Genomic DNA, 25,416 nt, shown 5'->3' on the forward strand with positions numbered 1-25,416 from the left:
CTGTCGAGAAGTACTTTTAGTGGGAAATTTATTTGTTTTCGATACACCAAATCACAGATTTGGCACTCAAACTGACATAAATTCCTTATCCATTATTCAAGTTATTTTAGATATACCAGCATTACTGAACCTGTTTTAGTGTTGATAGGTAAACCCAAGCTATAAAAAAGGCTTGCAAGGGTACGCGAAACCACAAATAGGTTAAACCGTGACCATTGGTGGCTCCAGTTTGGTAATTTATATGGTGCATTGCGGCCTTAATGTTAGCCGGTAAAATTGCTATAAAGAAGATGATTAATGCCCATCCCGTTAATACGCTGTAATTAGGATAAAACAAAGCAACGGCAAAAACTAATTCTAAAATGCCGGTGGCATAAACCATTTCAGTTTTTAAAGGTAAAAAATCGGGAATGATTGCCTTCATACCATCAATAAACACAAAATGTCCAATAGCTGTAAATGTTAACATGGCAGCCATAGCAATTCGACCAGCTAGTCGGTAGTCAATAGTGTTTCTAACTAATTTTAAAACTGTAATCGAGATAATAAATGTGCCTAATAGTACAATCAATGGTTTCATCTGTTTAAATTTTATTGTTTTAGAGGTCAGATGCGATGCCCAAATTATCATATTGGTTGGGTTTGCAACTTATTGTTAATGGGCATTTCATACGTTTAAGTTTTAGTAATTATTTAATAGTAAATTAATTATAAAATTGAGAACGTATGCAATCGCTACGCTCTCACATTAAAAATTTTAAACATCCCCTTTGTGAAAAATGCTTAAAATTTATTGATGTTCGTTTCATTTGTTTGCTTTTGTTTAATCAAAAAGAATTCCTCGACGCTCAGCGTCGGGGTTTCCGTTGAAATTGTCATTCACGTTAAAACGGGAATCTAAATACAGAATTTCGGTTTTTGACCTTGTGAGGTCAAAATGAAACGAGCGAAACCTGTACTGAAATAGTCGAAGTATACCCCTATGGCTCTTTCATGGGGATAGTTCGTTTCAAGAAATTCTGTATTTAACATAAATCTTGAAAATCTATTTTACAAAGATCTATGTTGGCACGTTTTTTTACAATGAACCCAAGTTAAGAAATCCGCTTACGAATACGACTTAATGCCTGGGGCGTAACACCAATATAGGAAGCAATATACTTTAAAGGAATTTGCTTAATAAGCTCAGGCCGCTCAGAAAAAAGATTTAAATAACGTACCTCGGCAGTTTCATTTAAAAGGGATAGTTCTCTTTTCGACTTTTTAAGGAATAAATCTTCACATGCCTTTCTGCCAATAACATTACCAATTTTGGTAGTATTGTATATAACTTGAAGGTCATCATAGGTCAATCGCCAAAGCACAGTGTCTTCAATAGCTTCTACGGTATAAGTACAAGGCGATTGCGTTAAAAAGGAATCGTAGGCGCTTACAAATGCATTTTTAAAAATAAACCCAAAAGTGAGGTCCTTGTCCTCGTTTGGTATATAGAAACGTATGGTGCCTTTTTCTATAAATGACAGATACCGTTCGGTTTCTCCTTTTTTTAAAATTGTTGATTTTTTTGGAAATTTTTGACATATTAACTTTGACGCAAAAATCTGCCAATCTTGATGCGTTATATTGAAGTTCGTTTCAAAGTGTTCTCGTATCTGTTCCAAAACCTATGTTATTTAGGGTATTAAAAAAGCGCCCTAAAGGCGCTTTTCGTTATATATAATGTATATATTTAAAATTGATATCTAATACCTAAGGCAATATCAAAATCTAAATCATCGTTATTCGGGCTATCATCCCCAAAATCAATCTCGGGTCTAAAATCTAAGGACAATAGCAATGGGATTTCAAAACTGTATTCAATACCAATATTTCCTGCTGCAAATACAAAAGTATTTATTTTATCAGCAATTCCTCCTCCAGCTCCAACATACCAGTTAAAATCACCATCTAAAGGGAATACCCATTGGTATAGGCCAGTAAGCTTGTATCCATCTTCGTCGTTACCATCTCTCCAACCCAAATCAAGTTCCAAACGGTTGTTGTCCCCCAAGGCACGTTGGTATGAGATTTCGGCTCCAAAACCATTACTGTCACCTAAACGTAACCCAAGGGCATTTTCAGAAATACTTTGCGCGTTAGAGCTTATAGCAAAACCAATTAAAGCTATTGACAATAAAAATAATTTTTTCATAAGTTTAAATTTAAGTTTTTAGTTTGTTTCTTTTAGACTCATTAAATATAAACAAGTCACAATTAATTTCGGAATACTTTTACAAAAATAACGCCAAAAATGTATTTATATTTAACATCTCGTTAGAGTTATAAACATTTTCATTAAACTATGATATTACCCGCTCATTTACAAGAGTTAAGCAAAACGCTTTCAGGCGAACTATTTTATGACAAATTGTTAAAAACAATTTATGCCACCGATGCATCTGTATATAAGATGCTGCCTTTAGCAGTTGCTTACCCTAAAACCAAAGCGGATATCAAGCTGTTAATTGACTTTGCCAAAAAACACAACACCTCATTAATTCCCAGAACCGCAGGCACCTCTTTGGCCGGACAATGTGTGGGTAAAGGTATTGTTGTAGATGTATCCAAATATTTTACAGAGATTATTGCTCTTAACGAAAAAGAGCAAACCATTACAGTGCAGCCAGGGGTAGTGCGTGATGCCTTAAACAATTATTTAAAACCTTATGGGCTCTTTTTTGGCCCTAATACTTCTACGTCCAATCGTTGCATGATTGGGGGAATGGTAGGTAATAACTCTTCTGGAACGACATCAATTCAATATGGCGTAACACGTGATAAAGTTTTGGAAATGCAAACCATTTTAAGTGATGGCAGTGAAGCTACTTTTAAGGCTATTTCCAAATCTGAATTCCATATAAAAATGGAAACCCCTGGTTTAGAAGGGCAAATCTATAAAACGATTTATACCGAACTCCAGTCGGAAGCGATCCATAAACAAATTGAAGACAACTTCCCAAAACCGGAAATTCACCGAAGGAATACCGGTTACGCTATAGATGAACTAGTGAACACAGAAATGTTTAAGCCTACCTGTATAGATACTAAGTTTAACATGTGCAAGTTGCTATCGGGAAGTGAAGGCACCTTAGCTTTTACAACAGGAATAACTTTAAAACTCGATGCATTACCACCACAAGAGAATATTATGGTAGCAGCACATTTTCACAGTATCGAAAACTGTTTGAATGCTGTTGTACCTGTTATGCAGCACGATTTGTATGCTTGTGAAATGATGGATAAAACCATTCTGGATTGCACTAAACATAACAAAACACAAGAAGAAAACCGACAATTTTTGGAAGGCGATCCTGAAGCGATCTTAATGTGTGAAGTAAAAGCTGAAACCAAGGAAGAAGTACAATCTAAAGTAGATGCTTTAATCAAAACCATTAAAGAAACAGGTTTGAGTTATGCTTATCCGTTACTCGTTGGTGACGATGTAGATAAAGCTAATAACCTACGTAGTGCTGGCTTGGGCTTATTGGGAAATATTGTAGGGGACAAAAAAGCGGTGGCTTGTATTGAGGACACGGCAGTAGTAGTAGAAGATTTGGCAAGCTATATTTCGGAGTTTACTGCCCTAATGGAAAACCACGGACAAAAGGCGGTCTATTATGCACATGCTGGAGCAGGCGAGATACATTTGCGACCTATTTTGGATTTAAAGAAAGGTGGCGATGTGGACTTATTCAGAAAAATAACCACAGACGTAGCGCATTTAGTAAAAAAATACCAAGGCTCTATGAGTGGTGAGCACGGCGACGGTATTGTTAGATCGGAATTTATACCTTTAATGATAGGTCAAGATAACTATGGTATTTTAAAACGTATTAAAACGGCTTTTGATGCCGATACTATTTTTAATCCGGGTAAAATTGTTGACGCTTTTCCTATGGATAAGGGCTTGCGTTATGAAGCAGATAAGCAGATCCCCACAATTGACACACTAATGGATTTTTCGGCATCGTTAGGCATTTTAAGGGAAGCCGAAAAGTGTAATGGCTCTGGGGACTGTAGAAAACTCCCTGAGTTCGGTGGTGTTATGTGTCCGAGTTACCGTGCTACCCGAAACGAGAAAGATACCACACGAGCACGAGCCAATGCTTTAAGGGAATTTTTGACTAATTCGGACAAAGCTAACAGGTTTGATCACAAAGAACTCAAAGAGGTATTCGATTTATGTCTTAGCTGTAAGGCTTGTGCGAGTGAATGTCCGAGTAGTGTAGACGTAGCAAGTTTAAAAGCTGAATTTCAATACCAATACCAAAAGGCAAATGGGGTATCGCTACGCACAAAATTGTTTGCCTATAACGATACAATGAATCGTTACGGCGGCATGTTTCCAAAGCTTACAAACTTTGTGTTCACAAATGCTATTACAGCTTCATTATTGAAAAAAGCACTGGGTATAGCGAAAGATAGAACTTTACCATTGATTTCATCTATTAGTTTAAATAAGTGGTTCAAAGAGTTTAAAAAACAGCATATTGAAAAAGAACCAATTAAAACGATTTACTTGTTTAATGATGAGTTTACTAACCATTTAGATACAAAAATAGGGAAGGATGCTATTTCACTGTTAACCGCATTAAACTATAAAGTTGTTATTTTAGAAAACGATGTATCGGGGCGTGCTTTTTTGTCGAAAGGACTGTTAAAGCAGGCCAAAGCAGCCGCTAACAAAAATGTAGCTGTTTTTAAGGATAAGATATCGGCAGAATCGCCTTTATTGGGTATTGAACCATCTGCTATTTTAACATTTAAGGACGAGTATTTAAAATTGGCAGACAATAAGCAAGCAGCCAAAACCATTGCTAAAAACACACTATTAATCGAAGAGTTTTTACAACAGGAAATGGCAATAGGCAATATTAAACACGAACAATTTACCAAGAAAGAAAAACAGATTAAGTTTCACGGACATTGCCATCAAAAAGCAATGGGGAATCAATTGTCCAGTTTTAGCGTATTAAACTTTCCGGAGAATTACAAGGTAACGATCATTCCGAGTGGTTGTTGTGGTATGGCAGGAAGTTTTGGATATGAAAAGGAGCATTACGAGGTTAGTATGGCCATTGGAGAACAAACCTTGTTCCCAGCCGTTAGAAAAGCCCCAAATGATACTATAATAGCTGCAAATGGCACAAGTTGCAGGCATCAAATTAAAGATGGCACGCAGCGTGAGGCCTTGCACCCTATAACCATATTAAAGGATGCCTTAGCTTGATTTTTTTTGATGTTGATCAACAATGGTAATGGCTGCTATTAGATCTTTCATCTCCATTGCCTTTACATCTTCATCAACATAGAAAGGTGCTAGTTTGTCTTTGTTGAAATTGTAAATCTTCCAGCGTTTAAATTGATATTCTAATGCCGTAAAATTTTCAACCCAATCACCAGAATTTAGATACATGGTTTTTCCGTATTTATTTTCCTTGTATACCATTTTAGGCTGGTGGATATGTCCGCAAACAACATAGTCGTAGTCGTTTTCTATGGCTAGATCAGAAATGACCGTTTCATAATCATTAATATATTTTACAGCACCCTTTACGCCATCCTTTACTTTTTTGGACAAGGAACGTTTTTCTTTTCCCATACGCTCCAAACACCAATTAATGCAGCGGTTTAGCAAAATAAGTAAATCATAGCCATAGCCTCCTAGCTTAGCCAACCATTTAGCATTTTGAATGGAAGTATCAAAAACATCGCCATGAAAGAACCAAGCCTTTTTGCCGTCCAATTCCAAAACCAATTTGTCAACAATAGAAAGATTGCCTATGTTGGTGTCACTAAACTTTCGTAACACTTCGTCATGGTTTCCTGTAATATAGATAATCTCAACACCGTTTGCTGCCATATCTATAATCTTTTTAATTACTTTTAGATGGGACTTAGGGAAATAGCGCTTACTAAATTGCCAAACATCAATAATGTCACCATTTAAGATTAGTTTTTTAGGCGTGATACTGTTTAAATAGCTTAATAAATGTTTTGCATGGCAACCATAGGTACCTAAGTGGACATCAGAAATAACGGCGATCTCTATTTTACGTTTTATTTTCAAAATATATCAAATTTCTGTAAATATCGTAGACATATATTATTTAGGGGTTACGTTACAATTATCTAACTGTGAGTATATTGTTAAAAAATTGTAACGCCCTTGATTGTGATAAGATATATTATCGTTCTTTCCTATTAAAAAGGAAGCTTAGCACAGCCTTTACCTTGGATGGTTAAAAGAAATTCTTAACTTTCATTTTTGTATCTCTAAGAATAGATTTACTTTAGCGTCAAAAATTTATTTATGGCAGGGAATTCCTTTGGTAAATTATTTACATTAACAACTTATGGCGAATCGCACGGAACTGCTTTGGGCGGCGTTATAGATGGGTGTCCGGCAGGGATTGATGTTGATATAGAGGCTATTCAACAAGAATTGGATAGAAGAAGACCGGGACAGTCTTCAATAGTAACGCAGCGAAAAGAACCAGATACCGTAAAATTTCATTCTGGTATTTTTGAAGGAAAAACAACAGGGACTTCCATCGGATTTGTTATAGAAAATACCAATCAAAAATCACATGATTATTCACATATAAGAGATAGCTACAGACCGAGTCATGCAGATTATACCTATGACAAAAAATATGGTATTCGTGATTATAGGGGCGGTGGTCGTAGTTCAGCACGTGAAACAGCTTGTCGCGTTGTCGCTGGAGCTTTGGCAAAGCAAATGCTAAAGGGTATTGAAATAAGTGCCTATGTTTCTGGTGTAGGTACCATGAAATTGAATAAACCACATACAGCACTTGACCTTACCCAAATAGAATCTAATATTGTGCGTTGTCCAGACCAAGCCATGGCAAAAGACATGGAGGCATATATCAAAGAAGTGCGCAGCAAAGGCGATACCGTTGGAGGTATTGTTAGTTGTGTTATTAAAAATGTGCCAATTGGACTTGGAGAACCCGTATTTGATAAGTTACATGCCGAACTAGGTAAGGCCATGCTATCTATCAATGCTGTAAAAGGATTTGAATATGGTAGCGGCTTTGAAGGCAGCACCATGTACGGCAGCGACCATAATGATGCATTTAACAATGATGGTACAACAAAAACCAACTTTTCTGGAGGTATCCAAGGGGGTATTAGTAATGGTATGGACATCTATTTTAATGTAGCATTCAAGCCTGTGGCTACGCTTATCCAGAAATACGAAACAATCGATAAAGAAGGAAACACAGTCGAAATGCAGGGTAAAGGACGTCACGACCCTTGTGTGGTGCCCAGAGCGGTGCCTATTGTTGAAGCGATGGCGGCATTGGTACTTGCTGATTATTTTCTTTTAAACAAATTATCAAAACTATAAATCCATGAAGAAGCTCGCATTACATTGGCAAATATTATTAGGAATGGCTTTAGGAGTCGTTGTAGGTTTAATAATGACCAAATTTGATGGGGGCAGAGAGATTATTCAGGATTGGGTTAAACCTTTTGGTAATATATTCATTAATGCTTTAAAATTAATAGCCGTTCCATTAATATTGGCTTCACTTATTAAGGGTGTATCTGACTTAAAGGATATAGCCAAACTTTCAAAAATGGGAGGGAGGACAATCGGAACATACGTCGTTACGACCGTTATAGCGGTTTCTATTGGTTTATTGGTTGTAAATGTTGTTCAGCCTGGAAAATCAATAACAGAAGCAACCAGGACAGAATTGGTAGAGAGTTATAAAGGCGATGCAGAAAAAAAAATATCGGCTGCCGAAAAACAAAGAGAAGCAGGGCCGTTACAGGCTTTGGAAGATTTAGTACCCAGTAATATTTTTGATGCAGCCAGCGATAATGGTAACATGCTTCAGGTTATCTTTTTTGCTATCTTTTTTGGCTTAGGGTTGATCTTAATCCCCGAAGAAAAGGCAAAACCTGCAAAGCAATTTTTTGATAGCTTTAATGAAGTTATCCTAAAACTTATTGATTTAATCATGTTGGCAGCCCCATACGGTGTGTTTGCCCTATTGGCCGCATTGGTTGTTGAATCGCCAAGTGCCGATTTATTCAGCGCCTTGGGGTGGTATGCCTTTTGTGTGCTATTGGGCTTGGCTATGATGATTGTCGTCTATACTATAATCGTCCTTGTTTTTACGGGAAAAACACCAAAATTCTTTTTTAATGGTATTGGCCCAGCACAATTGCTAGCATTTTCTACCAGTAGTAGTGCCGCAACGCTTCCAGTAACGATGGAGCGTGTTGAAGAGCATCTTGGCGTAGAAGAAGAGGTGACCAGCTTTGTGTTACCTATTGGTGCGACTATTAATATGGACGGAACCAGCTTGTACCAAGCGGTAGCAGCTGTTTTTATTGCGCAGGCCTTTGGTATGGATTTAAGCTTGGGTGTGCAATTAGGTATTATTGTTACGGCCACATTGGCATCTATAGGAAGTGCAGCCGTACCTGGTGCCGGAATGGTAATGTTAGTTATTGTATTGGCGCAGGCTGGCATTCCCGAAGCTGGTTTGGCATTAATCTTTGCAGTAGATAGACCGTTGGATATGTGTAGAACCGTAGTGAATGTAACAGGTGATGCAGCAGTTTCTATGTTGGTAGCTAAATCGGTTGATAAACTAGGGGAACCCCATGTGAGAAACTGGGACGATAATTATAAAAAAAGAAATGATTAGACATAAAGCCCTTTGTTATGAGTTCTAATATTGTTTTTTCTATGCCAATAGTTTCTGTAGCTTGGTTGTATGAACACTTAGATGCTGATAATTTAATCGTTTTAGACGGAACTATTAACAAAGTATTGGATGCCTCCCAGCAACAAATACCAAAGGCTCGCTTTTTCGATATTAAGAATAAGTTTAGTGAAGTAGGCGCACCATTTCCAAGTACATTCCCATCCGAAGCACAATTTGAAAAAGAGGCACGGGCTTTAGGTATTAACAAAGAGAGTGCTATTGTTGTATATGACGATAAAGGTATTTATTCATCAGCACGTGTATGGTGGTTGTTTAAAGCCTTCGGACATCATAACATAGCTGTGCTAAGTGGCGGTTTACCCTCATGGCAAAAAGCCAATTACAAAACGGAACGGATGATGCCATATAGCGGTGGTTCAGGGGATTTTGAAGCAAAGCTAAACCCAATGGCCATGGTGTTTTTTGATGAAATGAGAACCGCATCAACAAATAAAACGCATACCATTATTGATGCCCGTTCCAAAGGGCGTTTTAACTGTCAAGAACCAGAACCTAGAGAAGGTTTACGTATGGGAACCATACGTAATTCTATTAATTTACCCTTTACCGATTTGTTAAGTGATGGCGAAATAAAATCTAAAGAAGATTTAGAGCTTATATATGCCGAATTAGCAAAAAAAGAAGACCCTATAATCTTTTCTTGTGGCTCGGGGATTACGGCTTGCGTACTGGCATTAGGTGCAGAAATAACTGGGTATAAAAATATATCGGTTTACGATGGTTCCTGGACAGAGTGGGGGACTTTAGTACAGGAGTAATTATTCTAAAAATTTACTTTTTAAGTCTGGGGTTGGTAGCATACAGGCATCTTTTTTTCCATACCATCTATAACGGTTTTTTGCAATGTAATCGTAAAACCAGTTACGAATAAATGCTGGAACAATTAAAAATATAACCATCAAATTGTTTGGAAAGCTTAATTGTGATGCAATTTTTAAAGCGGCAGTCGATTTATAGCTAACACCACTGCTTGGTGTATATAGAATAATGGAATCTGTTTTGTTGGTATCAACACGATAGGTTTCAATAATTTGTTTCCCGACACTGCTTTGTAGTGGAGCAAACCGAAATACATCATGTTTGTCACGTTTTATGGTATATTGGACAGATGCATTACAAAGGTTGCATACACCATCAAATAAAATGAGTTTTTTATGTTTTGGAAAATCTACCATGGTGTATTCCATTTTTTTGATTAACATCATCAATACGTACAGATGCTATGCAAAAATAATATAGTTTTACCTGCTTTAAAAGCTTAAAGTAAATACTGTTTCTTTTTCTGGAACGGAGCTTACCCTTAAACTACCACCGTGCAGTCGCATAATGTGCTTGGAAAGGCTTAAACCAATACCTGTTCCTTCTTTTTTAGTCGTGAAAAAGGGGACAAATATATCGCTAAGTAGATCTGATGGAATACCAGGGCCATTATCTGCTACCTGTAAAACAATCTTTCCATTGTACCCTTTCGTTCCTATAAGCTTTATTACGCCATTGGTATTGTCCCCTATAGACTGCAATGCATTCTTTACCAAATTTACCAATACCTGCAACACTTGTTTTTCATCAGCAAATATTTCTAAATCGTTGGAAATATTGGTCTTGAAGGTTACGTTACTGAATCCCTTTTCCTGGCTACACAAGATTTTTATTTTGTCAAACAGCGATTCAACCGATAAAATGTTCTTATCTGGGCTAGGAATCTTGGTAAGTGTTCGATATGAATTCACAAAATCTACCAAATTATGACTGTTTTGTTTAATAACATTCAATCCTTTTGATATATTTTTAGAAACACTGGCATCCATTAATTGCTCATTATTGGTACTGGAGTGTTTATTTATTGTATCAACAAGTGTTTCCGATAAAGAGGTGATTGGGGCTATGGTATTCATAATTTCATGCGTTAGCACACTAAAGAGCTTATTCCAGGAATCGACTTCATTTTGTTCGATCTCTGAGTTGATATTTTGAATAAGCACCAATAATAATTCTTTTTTATTTAACACTAAAGGGGTCGCTTTTACGGATAGCTTGATGATTTCCCGCTCGTTGGTAAACTGAAACAATTTGGGATCAAAAGGCTTTAAGCCGGCAATGAGATCGTGTAGCTTTTTATTAATTTGTTGCAGTTGTCTTACATGTGTTAGTTGATTGCGCGATAACATAGCTTTTGCGCTTTTATTTGCAGTATAAATATGCCCATGTTTGTTAATGGTAAGAATACCTATGGCGGCCTCTTCTAATATGGTTTGGTAGTATCGCTCTTGTGCCTCATGTTCAATTTTTATACCTTGAATAAGATTGTTTACCTTATTTAAACTATCGTGAAGTGCTTTTAAAGACTTGTTTTTTATATGAATGGGATAATGTACCGTAGAGTCATCGTTTTCAATAGCTTCAAAAAAGAATGCTATTTTTTTATTGGTTTGGTTTAAAAACGCAATAAGTCCAATAACTTGGGCGATTAAGATTATTCCCAAATAAATGGCATAATCTAAATGATTTTGTAAAATAGAAAAGGCAAAGCCTATAGAAGTAGCCAGTATAAACACTACCCTGAAAATGATCTTAAAATATAATGCCTTACTACTCATAGTCTATTGAATTCCATAGCGTTTTGCTTTATTGTATAAAGTTTGTCGGGTGATTCCTAATTGATTGGCTGCCGCAGTGAAATTATGGTCATGTCGTTCCAAAGCATTGGAAATCATTTGTTTTTCCATTGCGTCTAAAGTTTCTAAATGGCCTATCGCTTTTGCTTTGGTAGGCGTTTTAAATAGAAAGTCGTTGGTGTTTAATATAGTACCATCACTTAAAATAACGGCGCGCTCAATAGTGTGTTGTAACTCACGCACATTACCGGGCCAGTTATAATTGAGTAGTTTTCTTTTTGCGGAGGCAGCAATATTGGAAACCTTTTTCCCGTATTTGTTGGCGTATTTTTTTAAAAAGAAATCTGCCAATAGTAAAACGTCATCATCACGGTCGCGCAAAGGAGGGACTTCAATATGTATGGTGTTAATACGGTACAATAAATCCTCCCGAAAATGCCCTTCGCTCACTAAGCTTTCTAAATCGCCATTTGTAGCACAAATAATCCTGATGTCTACTGCAATTCCTGTATTAGAGCCTACCCGAAACACTTGTCTATTTTGTAATACAGATAATAATTTAGACTGTAGAGGCAAGGGTAAATTACCAATTTCATCTAAAAACAGTGTGCCACCATTAGCAGCTTCAAATTTTCCCGGACGATCTTTATGGGCATCGGTAAAGGCCCCTTTTACGTGTCCGAACAATTCACTTTCAAACAGAGTTTCGGCAATGGCTCCCATATCGACATTAACCAGTATACCTTGGTTTCGCTTAGAATTTCTATGAATTTCTTGGGCTATCAGTTCTTTACCAGTACCATTTTCGCCAGTAATAAGAACATTGGCATTGGTGCACGCAACCTTTCTTGCGAGTTTCAATATCTTATTGATAGCCTTAGACTGACCAATAATATATTTCCCTTCATTATTAATTAATGATTTTAAATTTTGATGCGCCGATTTTAATGCTTTGACTTCCAATCGCGATTGACGGAATTTGTAAGCAGCGTGTAGGGTAGCCAGTAGCTTCTTATTATCCCAAGGCTTAAGTATAAAATCGGTAGCGCCTTCCTTTAAAGCTTTAACAGCAATTTCAACATCACCATAAGCAGTTATCATAACTATAGAGGCATCTGGGGATAATGCTTTTAACTGTGTGAGCCAATAAAAACCTTCATTACCAGTATTTACACCTGCCGAGAAATTCATATCCAATAAAATGACATCGTAAGAAGCTAAATTGGTAATGGATGTAATGGCATTAGGATTAGATAGCGTTGCTACGGTTTGGTATTCTGCCTGTAATAATAGTTCAAGAGCACTTAGTACACTTTTATTGTCATCTATAACAAGTATTTTGGCCTGGATCATTTAGAATTTTTGTTAGAAACTGCTTAAATTTCAAAAACAAATTTGAAACAGTCTCTTAATTTACCCAAAGCTAAGTAATCCTATTATTCCACCTTCTAAAGTGTAAAATATTTTTACACATTTTGTCCATAATTTTTACACTATGGTGTTGAAAATTGTGTTTCATTTTTACTCAAAATACTGTCTTTTAACTATTTGTGCAAAGTGGCACGGTGTTAGACATATTACGATCAAAATTCAACAGTTACAAGGTTAATGATTTTTAAAATTAGTTTAATGGTATTGTTTTTTGAGTTTGTTTTTAGTTTTGAAGGACAGGCGCAAAAGTTATGGACTTTAGACGAGTGTATTGCATACGGACTGGAACATAGTCTTGAACAGGAAATTACTGGTCAGGATGCTGCCATAAGTAAGGAACACTGGAAACAGAGTAAACGCAATCTGCTTCCTGTTGTTGGTGTTTCCTATCCGGGGTATAATGTAAGCTTCGGGCGTACCCTAGACCCTGTAACCAATACTTATGTAGAAAGGCGTTTTGTTTCTGGAATAAGGGGAGGGCTTTCGTCTTCCATTACGTTATTTGAAGGGTTTAGGAAATGGCACCAATTGGCATATCAAAGGTTACAATATGAAAACAGTAAATACCTTGCTCAGCAGGCCAAATACGATTTAGCGTTTAAGATCATGGATTTATTTAGCAATGTACTATTTCTTGAAGGTGCTTTAGAAATCGTTAAGGAACAACAACGATCTAACCTGCTACATTATCAAACAGTTAATAAAAAAGTCGCTTTGGGGTTAATGGCCAAGGCCGATCTATACGAAATGGAAGCAACCGTTAGCGGTGATTCATTGAGTGTGCTTCAAGCAGAAAACCGATTGGACATGGCGAAACTTGGATTGTTACAGGAAATGAATTTACAAGAGACAACCATAGCAATTACAGTGGGGCTCACTACAAATGAATTGCCCGAAACAGATGTTAAAGAGGTTTTTAATAGTGCTTTAGAAACATTACCGCAACTAAAGCTAAGCGCACTTTCAGTAGCATCTGCAAAAAAAGATTTAGCCATTAGCAAAAGTGCGTTTTATCCCAGAATAGGGTTAAGTGCAGCTATTAATACCAGTTTTTCAGATAATATTAAAGATGCTTCAGGAACTACTGTTCCTTTTAGTGAACAAATAAAAAATAATCAAAATAAGTTTGTAGGTTTTTCGTTCAGTTTCCCCATTTTTGGCAATGGAAGGGTATGGAGCCAAACTAAAGTAAGTAAAATAAGATTGAATAAGGCCAAAGTAAAGTTTAAGTTAGAGCAGCAACGCGCCTACAAGCAAATTCAGGAAATGCTTCAAAAAAATAAAGCTTTAAATGCAGAGGAACTCTTAAACCAAAAACAGTTACGAGCCAAGGAACAAGCTTACAAAGTAGCACAAAAGAGGTTTGAAAAAGAACTTATAAATTTGTACGATCTTCAAATAGCTAGCAACTCCTATTTAAATGCCAAAATAGAACAATTGCGGATACTGGTGGAAAAAAGCATCCAAAAGCACTATTTAGACTTTTACAAAGGCAAATTTAAATTACCAACCATGGCATCAAACTAATATTTATGGACACCCCTATTGAAAAGAAAAAAGGTATAAAACGCAAGCATATTATAATTGGTGGCCTGGTGGCATTTGTGTTATACTTCATTTCCCATATCGCATTTGGTGATAATGTTTCTACTTTAAAAGTGGACAAAGAAAAGCTTACCATTGCCCAAGTTATTAAAGATAAGTTTAATGATTATATAAGCTTAAGCGGACAGGTGAGTCCCATTACCACCGTTTATTTAGGTGCTTACGAAGGCGGGCGTGTTACCGATGTGCTTATAGAAGAAGGTAGCATGGTAAAAAAAGGAGAAGTGATATTTAGGTTGGAAAATCGTGAGTTGTATGGACAAATCTTAAACAGTGAAACTAATTTGGCCACTAAAGAGAATAGCTTGAGGCAAACACAAATAGATTTTGAAACAAAACGAAATACAGCTCAAAAAAGCTTGTTGGATGCCGAATACCGATTAAAACAATCCAAACGTAAATATGAACAATACCAAGCCCTGTATGATGATGAGTTAATTGCACGGGAAGAGTTTCTAAGAGCAAAGGAAGATTTTGAGCTATCACAAAAAAGTTATGAAGTACACAAATTCCAAACCGGACAGGATTCTCTCAGAAATATGGGAAGCATTAAAGATTTAAGTCGTGATTTGGGACGTATGAAGCGGGCATTAAGCATGGAGTACGAGCGGATAGAGAATTTGAATGTAAAAGCACCTATAGCTGGCCAATTAGGGTTTCTGGATGCCGAAATAGGCAAGCAGGTAGGAAAAGGGCAAAATGTGGGACAAATTAATGTATTATCCGATTTTAAGGTAGAATCGCAAATAGACGAACATTATATAGACCGGGTAAAAAGAGGGCTAATGGCAACATTCGATCGTAATGACACCGTTTATAAGTTACGTTTAAGAAAAGTCTATCCCGAAGTACGGGATGGCAAATTTGATGTAGATCTGGTTTTTGATGACCATAAGCCTGCTAACATTCGTACAGGGCAGAGTTATTATATAAAATTACAGCTAGGCGCTCCATCTGAAGCATTGCTGTTGCCCAAAGGCGCTTTCTTTGGAAGTACTGGTGGACAATGGGTGTACGTAGTTGATTCCTCTGGAGAATTTGCCATAAAACGCAACGTAAAAATAGGTAAACAGAATCCTCAATATTATGAAATTATAGAAGGCTTAGATGCAAGTGAGACAGTGATTATTTCATCGTATGATAATTTTGGAGATAATGATAAGTTAATTCTTAGATAAAGAAGCTAGAAGTTGGAAGTAAATAGGTAGTGTCATTGCGAGGACGCAGGACGTGGCAATCTGATAAGAGAGATATAGCGATTAAAAAATATATTGGCTCGTGTGATTTTCTGTCAGATTGAGCGCAGTCGAAATCTAAGAGAATCGTATCGATAACAATGGATAAATGAAAAAGTTACAAATAAAGAACAATCAAAAATCGAACAGCATATTATTATGACGGCGTGTGTATTGGGTATAAAGTAGATTAAGTCAACAGGTTTCTTGTTACTGCTATTACAAGAAGCCGGTTAAATGATCTTATTAAGAGAGGAATGAGATTATAAACAGTGCTCATGTCACGCCTCATAATGATATTAAAAAATGCATAACAAATGTTAAAACACTATATAAAATTTGCCATTAGAAATTTTCGTGCTAACAAAGTCATTTTTGTGGGAAGTTTGGCAACCCTTTGTCTTGGGGCTTTGTGTATTTCGATGCTATATACGTACATGGATAATGAGTTGTCCATGGATGAATTTCATTCTGAAGCTAAAGAGATAAATACTAATAAAATAAACGATACTATAAATAAGTTTAATCAGCAAGGGGATATTTTTTTAATGTTAATGAGAGATTCACCAAAAAGTAATTGGAGAGTAAGCAGCCCTAAAGACTATTTTAATTTTGACTACACTAAATACCCTGAAATAGAAAACTTAGTAAAAATAGGGAGATATCCAAAAGGGAGATTCAGATTTAATTATAACAATAAGAAAGTAAATCCTAGTGGTTTTGTAGTAGATAGAACATTTTTTGAAATTTTCAACTTTAAACTAGAACAAGGAGATCCAAAGACAGTTCTTAATAATCTAAATAACATAGTCCTTTCCAAAGCGTTTGCTAAAAAAATGTTTGGAGATGAAAATGCTATAGGTAAAATCATTAAAGTATCAGAAGAGCGCTTTCAAGATGAGCTATTTACAGTAAAAGGCATTTTAAACATCCCAAGCAATAGCTCTTTACAGTTCGACTTTTTAATACCTGATAATAAAAACGAACCCAATAAATATAGTAGGATGGGGTGTGATTTTATACTTACTAAAACTGGATTTAACAAAAATGAATTCTTAAAAAAAATACAATCCATTACTAATAGGAATCAATATATACAAAATAAAGAATTAGGGTTAATTTCATTAAGTGAAGTATATTTTAACTCTAGCTTAAATATTGATTATATAGGAATTTTTGATAAGTTAGGGGATAAAAAAAACAATCTAATTGTATTGGTTATAATTGGAGTTATTTTTTTTATATCTATGCTTAATTTTAGCAATCTTCAGGTAGTAAATATTAATACTACTATAAAACAATTACATCTACACGAGATAAATGGAGCGAAAAAAAAGCAAATCATTTACCAAAAACTAATAGAATCCATATTTCTAATATTACTTGCTACTTTTATAGCTACAATTTGTTATCAATTTTTTTTACCTCACTTCAATACCTTTTTTAAGATTGTATTATCCCCCTCGTTATATAAAACGATTACTATAGTTAGTCTCATTTGTTTGTTAATAGTTTTACTTTCCTCCATCTATCCAATAATAATCATATATAAAGATTCATTTATAGTTGAATCAAGTTTAAGGGGGGCGACTCCAAAAGCTGTTTTTGGTAAAAAAGTAATAACTGTATTACAATATGCTTTAACATTTGTCCTATTAATTTCAGCATTTACTATAGCAAAACAGTTAAACTTATTACTAACTAAAGACTTAGGGTTTGATACGGAAAATAGTATTAGCACAAAACTTTTCTATGATCCTCCTTTTGAACCTAATCATAAAAGCTGGAATAAAGAAAAAAGAGAGCAGAAACAAAATGCTTTTCTTGCAACGCATCAACATCTAGGGAACGAACTTTCTAATCAAACATCTATATTGGCATATTCACAAGGAAGTTCGATCTTAAAACCTTATCAAAGTACTTATAAATGTTCTGGAAGTGATAATGAATTTATTTCTATAAATGAATTATACGTTAATCCAAACTATGATAAAGTTTATAATTTTCAAATCGTTGAAGGGCAGTTTTTTGGTAAAAACAACAATAGTAAAGAAATAATAATCAATGAAGCCGCTAAGAAATTTTGGGGTATTGGTGATATTTCAAAAGTTAATATTGAAAAGAAGGACAGAGGGACTTATAAAATAATAGGTGTAGTTAAAGATTTTAATTATCAACATTTAAGTAACAAACCTAAACCCTTGATATTATTGCCAATATATAATATTACTCAAGATTTTCATATAAAATTTAATAAAGGAAAAACTAGTGAAGGACTAAAGTTTATCCACTCTTTATTCAAAAAAAACAACCCAAATGAAATATTTTCTTTTTCCTTTTTAAGCGATGACATCGCCACTTTATATCAAAAGGAAAAACGCTTGAGTACCATTTATATCGTTTTTACAATTATCGCCTTGTTGATCTCGGCAATAGGTTTGTTTACCATCGCTTTGTACGATACGCAGCGTCGTGTTAAGGAAGTTGGGGTTCGTAAGGTCAATGGTGCTAGTATAAGTGAAATCATGTTTATGTTGAACAAAGACTTTATACAATGGGTAGGGATTGCCTTTGTAATTGCATGCCCCATAGCCTATTACGCTATGAGCAAGTGGTTAGAGAATTTTGCCTATAAAACAGCACTCAGTTGGTGGGTATTTGCCTTGGCAGGTCTATTTACATTGGTAATTGCCCTCTTAACAGTTAGCTGGCAAACCTATAGGGCGGCCACACAAAATCCGGTGGAAAGTTTAAGGGATGAGTGATTTAAGTTGAAAGTGAAAAGTGAAAAGTTAGAAGTAAAAATGGGTTTGTCATTGCGAGGACGCAGGACGAAGTAATCTCATAAAAGAAAATGGTATTGAGAACAATTAAAATAAGTTAGAAGCTAGATGTTAGGAGTGGGAAGTTAAAAAAGGCATTGTGAGGACGAAAGTAGCCTGCACTCAGCGCAATCGAAATGTGGCAACCTGTTCAATGAGAGTACTGTAGTAACAGATTACTACGGCTTTTTTTAAAAGCCTCGTAATGACAAATAAAAATTAAAACGCTCCCTTAGATTGAGAATGGTGTTAGTCAAAAGAAGGGAAGGGAAAAAAATGACAGGATTCTGAAATACAAGAATAAATTAGTACAAACATGTTCAAGATTCAAATAAACAATTAAACATATAAACGCATAAACATTAAAAACCATGATTAAAACTGAAAATCTATCAAAAGTATTTAGAACAGAAGATGTAGAAACCCGTGCCTTGCACGAAGTAAACCTACACGTTAAACAAGGCGAGTTCGTCGCTATCATGGGACCCTCGGGTTGTGGTAAATCGACATTGCTCAACATTATTGGTATGTTGGACAATCCCAGCGTTGGGAGCTATAAATTCGCAGGAGAAGAAGTGGGTAATTTAAAAGAGAGTCAGCGTACCCAAAAACGCAAAGGAAATATCGGTTTTGTATTCCAAAGTTTTAACCTGATAGATGAATTAACCGTTTTTGAGAATGTAGAGCTACCACTTATCTACCTAAAAATAAGTGCCAAAGAACGTAAACGCCGTGTAAAGGAGGTACTAGAGCGTATGAAAATGGGACATCGTTTAAAGCATTTCCCACAGCAATTATCGGGCGGACAGCAACAACGCGTAGCAATAGCAAGGGCTGTAGTTGCAAATCCCAAATTGATATTGGCCGATGAGCCTACGGGTAACTTAGATTCTAAAAATGGTAGAGAAGTCATGAGCTTGCTTACAGAGCTTAACCAGGAAGGAACTACTATCGTAATGGTAACGCATTCTGATAGGGATTCACAATACGCTCACCGCGTGATCAACCTATTTGATGGTCAAATTGTAGCCGAGAGTGTTCATGAATTGGTTGGTGCTGAAGAAGCAGGAAGTTAGAAATTGGATGCAAAAATGGGACTGTCATTGCGATGAGTGTAACGAAGAAGCAATCTTTTTAAAGGTAAAATCAACCAAGAGATTACTTCGTCGCTCTAAAAAAAACTCCTCGTAATGACGAAATTAGCCTGCACTGAGCACAGTCGAAGTGTGGCAATCTTATAAAATAATAATACCGTAACCGTTAAAAGTTTTAGAAACCAACAGCCAATAACAAACAACCAGTAACTAAAAAATGCTTTTTGAAGTTAAAAGTGAAAAGTTAGAAGTAAAATGGGTTTGTCATTGCGAGGACGCAGGACGAAGTAATCTCATAAAAGGACATGGTATTGATAATAATACCGCAAACCGTTTAAAGTTTTATAAACCAACAACTAATAACAAACAACCAGTAACCAAAACATGCTATTTAAAATACTAAGGGAATACCTCCGAAGGATTGCGAGAAACTATAAGATCTACGCCGTTTCCATATTAGGAATGAGTGTAGCCATTATTGCGACGTTTCATATTTATCACTTTGTGTATAAGGAACTAAGCGTGGATAAATTCCATGAGAAGCGTGAGGATATTTATAGATTAGTAAATAATTATGATAATACCAATACCAAATCCACAACCACTTTTTTACCTATTGGACCAATTCTGAAAGATAAAATCCCTGAAGTAAAAGACTTTGCCAGAATAACTACTTATGAGGAGCCTCATAAATTAAAAACGGATACCGGTATAGAAAAAAAGGTAAGTCCCAGGTTTACGGACTCTTCATTTTTTGACTTGTTTAATTTTGACCTACAGCAAGGCAGTCTACAAACGTTTTCGGATACTCCTAATGGTATTATAATCTCAGAAAAAATCGCAAATTCCCTTTTTGGCAATGAAAGTCCCATTGGAAAACAGATAACCATTTCAAAATATAGAAATGAAAGCAAATGGCTACTTGAAGTGGTTGGTGTTTTAAAGACCTTACCAGAAGTATCAACTATTCAAGGAGATTGTTTTATAAACATTGAGAGCCTTGAAATTTTAGTTGGTGATAGGTTTAAGAATAGTCTTTGGAATATGTTACTAGTTGAATTGTTTATTCATGCCCCGGACATAAGTAATATAAATGAGTTTACCGAAAAAGTAAAAGACTTAACCATAGATGAAGCCAATCTTGTAAGAAATCCTAATTACCCAATGAAGCGGGAATATTTCAATATAGAATTTCAAAGATTGGATAAGATGTATTTTTATTCTACAACAATTCGAGAACAAAAAAATAAAGGTTCTCTACAATTTTTAAAGATCATAACCTTGGTAGGTTTGTTAACTCTCCTCTTAGCAATTACCAATTATATTATTATGAATTTGGGGCTAAGTCTAACAAGGGCTAATGAATTCAAAATTAAGCGGTATTTAGGAACTTCCAAAAAGCATGTTTTTATCCAACTTATTATAGAGTCATTTTTAAATGCATTTGTATGCTTTCTTTTAGCCTTAATAACATACCCTTTATTAAATAGGGCTATTGCTCTTTTAATCGGGGTTGAATACCATCTTACTTTTAAGGATGATTACCTAATGATTCTGTCTTTCCTATTGGTTGTACTATTCATTGGGTTTATAATAGGTGTTTTTCAATACTTGCTTTCCTATAGAGCTGTTTTTTCTGAATCAAAAACTCAAATATCAAATTCATGGATGACAAAAAGATTGATGATTACTTTTCAGATTTTTTTATTTATAGGGTTAATTATTTGTGTATCAATCATAAAGAAGCAAGTTGATTTTATAGAAACTAAAGATGTTGGGTTTAATTTTCATAATGTCATTGGTGTTTTCCCAGATAAACATGGAGAGGAATTAAAAGATGAACTGCTTTCAAAGTCTTATGTCGAAAAAATTGCTGGAGGCGAAACATTATTCAAGACAGAGTATCAATTAGAAGACGTTACCATACAATCTAACCAAGAAAAAGTAAAAACCATGGTTGTTTTGGGAGATACGGATTATTTAGAGTTATATAATGTTGAATTACTTTATGGCAAAACATTGAATCCTTCTAAACTTCAAACCTTTTACAATTTTAAGGCCCTTCATCGGGGAGAGGAGCTTGTTGAGGTATTGGTTAATGAAGCGTTTGTAAAAAGAGCTAACCTTAAAGATCCAATAGGGACACCATTACGTGTCCATAGCAACTCTGTAATTGTAGGCGTTTTTAAAAACGTTAATAATACACCTTTGTATGAACCCATACAACCTATCGTTATTGGGTACAATTTTCCTTTTTTTAAAAATATGTTCCAAGTACGTTTTAAAGAAGGATACAAAAATCAGGTAATGTCGGACATTGCCTCAGTTTTTAAACGTAACAATGCTTCTTTTGATTATTTTAAAGATTTTATAGAATACACAGATTACCAAGACATCTATAAAAAGGAGCTCCAACTCAAACGCTTGTTGGAAGCTTTTACCGTGATAGTCCTATTTATTTCATTGTTGGGCTTGGTAGCCATTAGCCTCTTTATTACCGAGAGTAAAACCAAAGAAATCGGCATCCGTAAAGTAAACGGGGCGACTATAAACGAGATCATGCTTATGCTCAACAAAGACTTTGTTAAATGGGTAGGAATCGCTTTTATAATTGCATGTCCGATTGCATACTATGCTATGCACAAATGGCTGGAGAATTTTGCTTATAAAACAGCACTGAGTTGGTGGGTGTTTGCCTTAGCAGGTTTATTTACATTGGTGATTGCCTTGTTAACGGTTAGCTGGCAAACATACAGGGCCGCTACCAGTAACCCTGTTCAAAGCTTAAGGGATGAGTGATTTAAGTTGAAAGTGAAAAGCTAAAAGTAAAAAGAGGTCGTCATTGAAATGAGTGTAACGAAGAAGCAATCTTTTTAAAAGTAAAATCAACCAAGAGATTACTTCGTTACTCTAAAAAACTCCTCGTAATGATGAAAGTAGCCTGCACTAAGCGCAGTAAAAGTGTGGTAATCTTATAATGATACAGTAAACAGTTTAAAATTTTATAAACCAATAACCAACAAATGCTATTTAAAATACTAAGGGAATACTTTCGAAGGATTACAAGAAACTATAAGATCTACGCCGTTTCCATATTAGGAATGAGTGTGGCCATTATTGCTTCGTTTCATATTTATCACTTTGTGTATAAGGAACTAAGCGTGGATAAATTCCATGAGAAGCGGGAGGATATTTATAGGGTTATTAAAAAACCAATAAATTCTAATTTTCTTGTAGCGGAATCGCCTTTTCCGTTAGGGCCTCTACTAAAGGAAACATTACCCCAAGTAAATAATTATGCCCGTTTTTTGAACGATTACGACCGTATCATCAAAATTGGCGAAAATACGATAAAGGATGAAGTATCTTATATTGACCCATCATTCTTTGAGTTATTTAATTTCAGTTTAAAACAAGGTCGTCTTGAGGAGTTTGAAGAAACTCCCAACGGAATTATTATCTCTCAAAATGCAGCTTTATCACTTTTTGGGAAACAGGATGCTATAGGTAAAACATTAACACTTTTAAAAGACTACAGTTCTGAAACCAAAGACGTAGTAGTTATAGGAATATTAAATGACATTCCTGAAACCTCAACCATAAAAAGCAATTTTTTAATAAATATAAATAGCTACAAAACGAATGTTACAGAAGAAATGAAATGGGTAACTGTAGGTGCCCCTGTTTTATTTATACATATCCCTAAAGTAGATGACTTAAACTTTATCTCTAGTAAGGCAGGAGAGCTTACGTTCGTTAACATGAAAAAAGGGTTCAAAATTGGTTTAGGAGAAGACATGGATAAGCCTTATTATCAATTTGAACTTCAGCCTTTAAATGACGTTTATATGCATTCGGAAAATGTCACCAGACAGAAGATAAAAGGAGATTTTCAATTCTTAAAAATAATTGTACTCGTGGGCTTGTTAATGTTATTCTTGGCAATTTCCAATTATATCATAATGAACTTGGGACTTAATATGAACAGGGCAGAAGAATTTAATATGCGGCGTTATCTGGGGATATCCAAAGCAGGGGTTTGCATACAATTAATTATGGAATCCTTAATAAATACCTTTATATGTTTTGCGCTTACGTTCCTTACCTATCCCATACTGGGTAAGTTTATCTCTTATATCTTAGGGTTTAATTATCATTTGTCATTTACAGACGATTTAATCTTTATAGCAAGCTATTTCTTAATCATAGTCTTTTTAGGCATAGCAATAGGAGGATTAGAGTTTCTTTTTTCATACAACTCTATTTTTAAGTCCAAAGCAAATAATCATGGTTCTGCAAACTCAAAGAAAATTTTAATCGGGTTTCAACTGTTCATATTTATAGGTTTAATTATCTGTATTTTATTCGTAAGGAAACAGGTTGATTATATTCAGGAAAGGGACTTAGGTTTTTCTGTTAATAACGTAGTTCATATTTCAACTAGAAATGATAAGGAATTGAAACCGTTTTTAGAAACAAAAAGTTATGTAAAGTCAACTTCATATTCGCAACTACTATATACTCCAAGCTTTGGAACAGCTCCATTAATTAATACCAAAACCCAGCAAGTTACAGACGTCATCCTTCACCGTGGAGATCAAAATTTTTTAAAAACCAATAACGTAAAATTGTTATATGGTAAAAATTTATCTAATCAAGCGAGCTATAACACATCTCAAATTAATGACGAACAGAATGGGTCACTTACAGAAGTATTAGTGAGTGAAACGTTTGTGCGCAAGGCTAATTTGAAAGAGCCGATCGGACAGGTTTTCAATTTAGAAAATTATAAGTTTGTAATAATAGGAGTTGTTAATGATGTGCAAAACATTCCACTATATTATCCTATTCAACCACTTGTCGTTATGAATATAGATTATAATGGTTGGTATTATGGCAGTTTAGTGGTTTCTTATCAAGACGGTTATAGAAAACAACTTGAAAGCGATATCAGGGCCTTTTTTACAGAAAAAGGAATTGATTCTGCATTTTTGGATGAGGTGGTTTTTCAATATGACTTAAACGACATCTACAAAAAAGAACTCCAACTCAAACGCTTATTAGAGGCTTTTACAGTTATCGTACTATTTATTTCACTGTTAGGCCTAGTAGCCATTAGTCTCTTTATTACCGAAAGTAAAACCAAAGAAATAGGCATCCGTAAAGTAAACGGCGCAACTATTAATGAGATTATGCTCATGCTCAATAAGGACTTTATAAAATGGGTAGCCATAGCCTTTGTTATTGCTTGTCCGATTGCATACTATGCTATGCACAAATGGCTGGAGAATTTTGCTTATAAAACCGAGTTGAGTTGGTGGGTGTTTGCTTTAGCGGGGCTGTTTACCTTGTTGATAGCCTTGTTAACGGTAAGCTGGCAAACATACAGGGCCGCTACCAGTAACCCTGTTGAAAGCTTAAGGGATGAGTGATTTAAGTTGAAAGTGAAAAGCTAAAAGTAAAAAGAGGTCGTCATTGCGATGAGTGTAACGAAGAAGCAATCTTTTTAAAGGTAAAATCAACCAAGAGATTACTTCGTCGCTCTAAAAAGAGCTCCTCGTAATGACGAAAGTTGCCTGTACTGAGTGCAGTTGAAGTGTGGCAATCTCATAAAAGGAAATGGTATTGATAAGAATACCGCAAACAGTTGAAAATTTTATAACCCAACAACTAACAACAAACAACCAGTAACAAACAAATGCTATTTGAAGATAGAAGTGTAAATGTGACTGTCATTGCGAGGACGTAGGACGCAGCAATCTCATAGAAGGAAATTGTAGCAATAGCCTAGTAACAAATAT

17 protein-coding genes are annotated in these 25,416 nt (G+C 35.3%); 10 read left to right on the forward strand and 7 right to left on the reverse strand.

The genetic code is table 11. From position 1 onward, the window contains the following. Nucleotides 1-121 precede the first annotated feature (121 nt). The 3 genes from JF259_RS10600 to JF259_RS10610 form a co-directional block, all read right to left on the reverse strand. Complete coding sequence (locus JF259_RS10600; RefSeq protein WP_199115300.1) at nucleotides 122-580, reverse strand: DoxX family protein; 459 nt, start codon at nucleotides 578-580, stop codon at nucleotides 122-124. 514 nt (nucleotides 581-1,094) lie between these two features. After that, nucleotides 1,095-1,661 carry a Crp/Fnr family transcriptional regulator gene (locus JF259_RS10605; RefSeq protein WP_199115301.1) on the reverse strand — a complete coding sequence of 189 codons (567 nt, stop codon included), beginning with the start codon at nucleotides 1,659-1,661 and terminating at the stop codon, nucleotides 1,095-1,097. Between the two features lie 68 nt (nucleotides 1,662-1,729). Further along, nucleotides 1,730-2,191, reverse strand: coding sequence for a hypothetical protein (locus JF259_RS10610; protein WP_199115302.1), 462 nt, complete (start codon nucleotides 2,189-2,191; stop codon nucleotides 1,730-1,732). A gap of 150 nt (nucleotides 2,192-2,341) precedes the next feature. Here JF259_RS10610 and JF259_RS10615 point away from each other — a divergent pair, with 150 nt between their 5' ends. Further along, nucleotides 2,342-5,269 carry an FAD-binding and (Fe-S)-binding domain-containing protein gene (locus tag JF259_RS10615; protein WP_199115303.1) on the forward strand — a complete coding sequence of 976 codons (2,928 nt, stop codon included), beginning with the start codon at nucleotides 2,342-2,344 and terminating at the stop codon, nucleotides 5,267-5,269. Here the strand turns inward: JF259_RS10615 and JF259_RS10620 are convergent. Next, nucleotides 5,261-6,109 (reverse strand): UDP-2,3-diacylglucosamine diphosphatase, encoded by an 849-nt coding sequence (locus JF259_RS10620; protein ID WP_199115304.1) that lies wholly within the window; start codon nucleotides 6,107-6,109, stop codon nucleotides 5,261-5,263. The two genes, JF259_RS10615 and JF259_RS10620, sit on opposite strands and share 9 nt — an antisense overlap. Nucleotides 6,110-6,352: 243 nt before the next feature. Between JF259_RS10620 and aroC the strand changes: the two genes are divergently transcribed. The 3 genes from aroC to JF259_RS10635 are packed head-to-tail and all read left to right on the forward strand — an operon-like array spanning nucleotide 6,353 to nucleotide 9,571. After that, nucleotides 6,353-7,417: a chorismate synthase gene (gene aroC, locus JF259_RS10625; RefSeq protein WP_199115305.1), complete on the forward strand. Its 1,065-nt coding sequence runs from the start codon at nucleotides 6,353-6,355 to the stop codon at nucleotides 7,415-7,417. A gap of 4 nt (nucleotides 7,418-7,421) precedes the next feature. Next, nucleotides 7,422-8,732 carry a dicarboxylate/amino acid:cation symporter gene (locus JF259_RS10630; protein ID WP_199115306.1) on the forward strand — a complete coding sequence of 437 codons (1,311 nt, stop codon included), beginning with the start codon at nucleotides 7,422-7,424 and terminating at the stop codon, nucleotides 8,730-8,732. Nucleotides 8,733-8,749: 17 nt separating this feature from the next. Beyond that, entirely contained in the window at nucleotides 8,750-9,571 is an 822-nt protein-coding gene (locus JF259_RS10635; protein WP_199115307.1) for a sulfurtransferase, read from the forward strand. Here the strand turns inward: JF259_RS10635 and JF259_RS10640 are convergent, their stop codons facing one another. From JF259_RS10640 to JF259_RS10650, 3 genes are all read right to left on the reverse strand, one after another. After that, nucleotides 9,572-10,000: a thiol-disulfide oxidoreductase DCC family protein gene (locus tag JF259_RS10640; RefSeq protein ID WP_233164219.1), complete on the reverse strand. Its 429-nt coding sequence runs from the start codon at nucleotides 9,998-10,000 to the stop codon at nucleotides 9,572-9,574. A 63-nt stretch (nucleotides 10,001-10,063) separates the two neighbouring features. Beyond that, nucleotides 10,064-11,410 (reverse strand): sensor histidine kinase, encoded by a 1,347-nt coding sequence (locus JF259_RS10645; protein ID WP_199115308.1) that lies wholly within the window; start codon nucleotides 11,408-11,410, stop codon nucleotides 10,064-10,066. Nucleotides 11,411-11,413: 3 nt separating this feature from the next. Beyond that, complete coding sequence (locus tag JF259_RS10650; RefSeq protein ID WP_199115309.1) at nucleotides 11,414-12,781, reverse strand: sigma-54-dependent transcriptional regulator; 1,368 nt, start codon at nucleotides 12,779-12,781, stop codon at nucleotides 11,414-11,416. 255 nt (nucleotides 12,782-13,036) lie between these two features. Here JF259_RS10650 and JF259_RS10655 point away from each other — a divergent pair, with 255 nt between their 5' ends. From JF259_RS10655 to JF259_RS10680, 6 genes are all read left to right on the forward strand, one after another. Continuing rightward, nucleotides 13,037-14,386, forward strand: coding sequence for a TolC family protein (locus JF259_RS10655; RefSeq protein ID WP_199115310.1), 1,350 nt, complete (start codon nucleotides 13,037-13,039; stop codon nucleotides 14,384-14,386). Between the two features lie 5 nt (nucleotides 14,387-14,391). Then, entirely contained in the window at nucleotides 14,392-15,642 is a 1,251-nt protein-coding gene (locus JF259_RS10660; protein ID WP_199115311.1) for an efflux RND transporter periplasmic adaptor subunit, read from the forward strand. A 374-nt stretch (nucleotides 15,643-16,016) separates the two neighbouring features. Next, entirely contained in the window at nucleotides 16,017-18,464 is a 2,448-nt protein-coding gene (locus JF259_RS10665) for an ABC transporter permease (RefSeq protein WP_199115312.1), read from the forward strand. A gap of 428 nt (nucleotides 18,465-18,892) precedes the next feature. Next, a complete protein-coding gene (locus JF259_RS10670) occupies nucleotides 18,893-19,597 on the forward strand; it encodes an ABC transporter ATP-binding protein (RefSeq protein WP_199115313.1) in 705 nt (234 codons plus the stop codon). A 402-nt stretch (nucleotides 19,598-19,999) separates the two neighbouring features. Then, a complete protein-coding gene (locus tag JF259_RS10675; RefSeq protein WP_199115314.1) occupies nucleotides 20,000-22,414 on the forward strand; it encodes an ABC transporter permease in 2,415 nt (804 codons plus the stop codon). 224 nt (nucleotides 22,415-22,638) lie between these two features. Further along, nucleotides 22,639-25,047 (forward strand): ABC transporter permease, encoded by a 2,409-nt coding sequence (locus tag JF259_RS10680; protein ID WP_199115315.1) that lies wholly within the window; start codon nucleotides 22,639-22,641, stop codon nucleotides 25,045-25,047. Nucleotides 25,048-25,416: the final 369 nt, after the last annotated feature.

The organism is Snuella sedimenti, assembly GCF_016428595.1.
GTDB lineage: Bacteria > Bacteroidota > Bacteroidia > Flavobacteriales > Flavobacteriaceae > Snuella > Snuella sedimenti.

Coding starts and splice junctions, on each gene's coding strand:
- JF259_RS10680 (WP_199115315.1), top strand. CDS start 22,639: ATGCTATTTAAAATACTAAGGGAATACTTTCGAAGGATTACAAGAAAC.
- JF259_RS10635 (WP_199115307.1), top strand. CDS start 8,750: ATGAGTTCTAATATTGTTTTTTCTATGCCAATAGTTTCTGTAGCTTGG.
- JF259_RS10660 (WP_199115311.1), top strand. CDS start 14,392: ATGGACACCCCTATTGAAAAGAAAAAAGGTATAAAACGCAAGCATATT.
- JF259_RS10650 (WP_199115309.1), bottom strand. CDS start 12,781: ATGATCCAGGCCAAAATACTTGTTATAGATGACAATAAAAGTGTACTA.
- JF259_RS10600 (WP_199115300.1), bottom strand. CDS start 580: ATGAAACCATTGATTGTACTATTAGGCACATTTATTATCTCGATTACA.
- JF259_RS10675 (WP_199115314.1), top strand. CDS start 20,000: ATGCTATTTAAAATACTAAGGGAATACCTCCGAAGGATTGCGAGAAAC.
- JF259_RS10610 (WP_199115302.1), bottom strand. CDS start 2,191: ATGAAAAAATTATTTTTATTGTCAATAGCTTTAATTGGTTTTGCTATA.
- JF259_RS10615 (WP_199115303.1), top strand. CDS start 2,342: ATGATATTACCCGCTCATTTACAAGAGTTAAGCAAAACGCTTTCAGGC.
- JF259_RS10645 (WP_199115308.1), bottom strand. CDS start 11,410: ATGAGTAGTAAGGCATTATATTTTAAGATCATTTTCAGGGTAGTGTTT.
- JF259_RS10630 (WP_199115306.1), top strand. CDS start 7,422: ATGAAGAAGCTCGCATTACATTGGCAAATATTATTAGGAATGGCTTTA.
- JF259_RS10655 (WP_199115310.1), top strand. CDS start 13,037: ATGATTTTTAAAATTAGTTTAATGGTATTGTTTTTTGAGTTTGTTTTT.
- JF259_RS10670 (WP_199115313.1), top strand. CDS start 18,893: ATGATTAAAACTGAAAATCTATCAAAAGTATTTAGAACAGAAGATGTA.
- JF259_RS10665 (WP_199115312.1), top strand. CDS start 16,017: ATGTTAAAACACTATATAAAATTTGCCATTAGAAATTTTCGTGCTAAC.
- JF259_RS10640 (WP_233164219.1), bottom strand. CDS start 10,000: ATGGAATACACCATGGTAGATTTTCCAAAACATAAAAAACTCATTTTA.
- aroC (WP_199115305.1), top strand. CDS start 6,353: ATGGCAGGGAATTCCTTTGGTAAATTATTTACATTAACAACTTATGGC.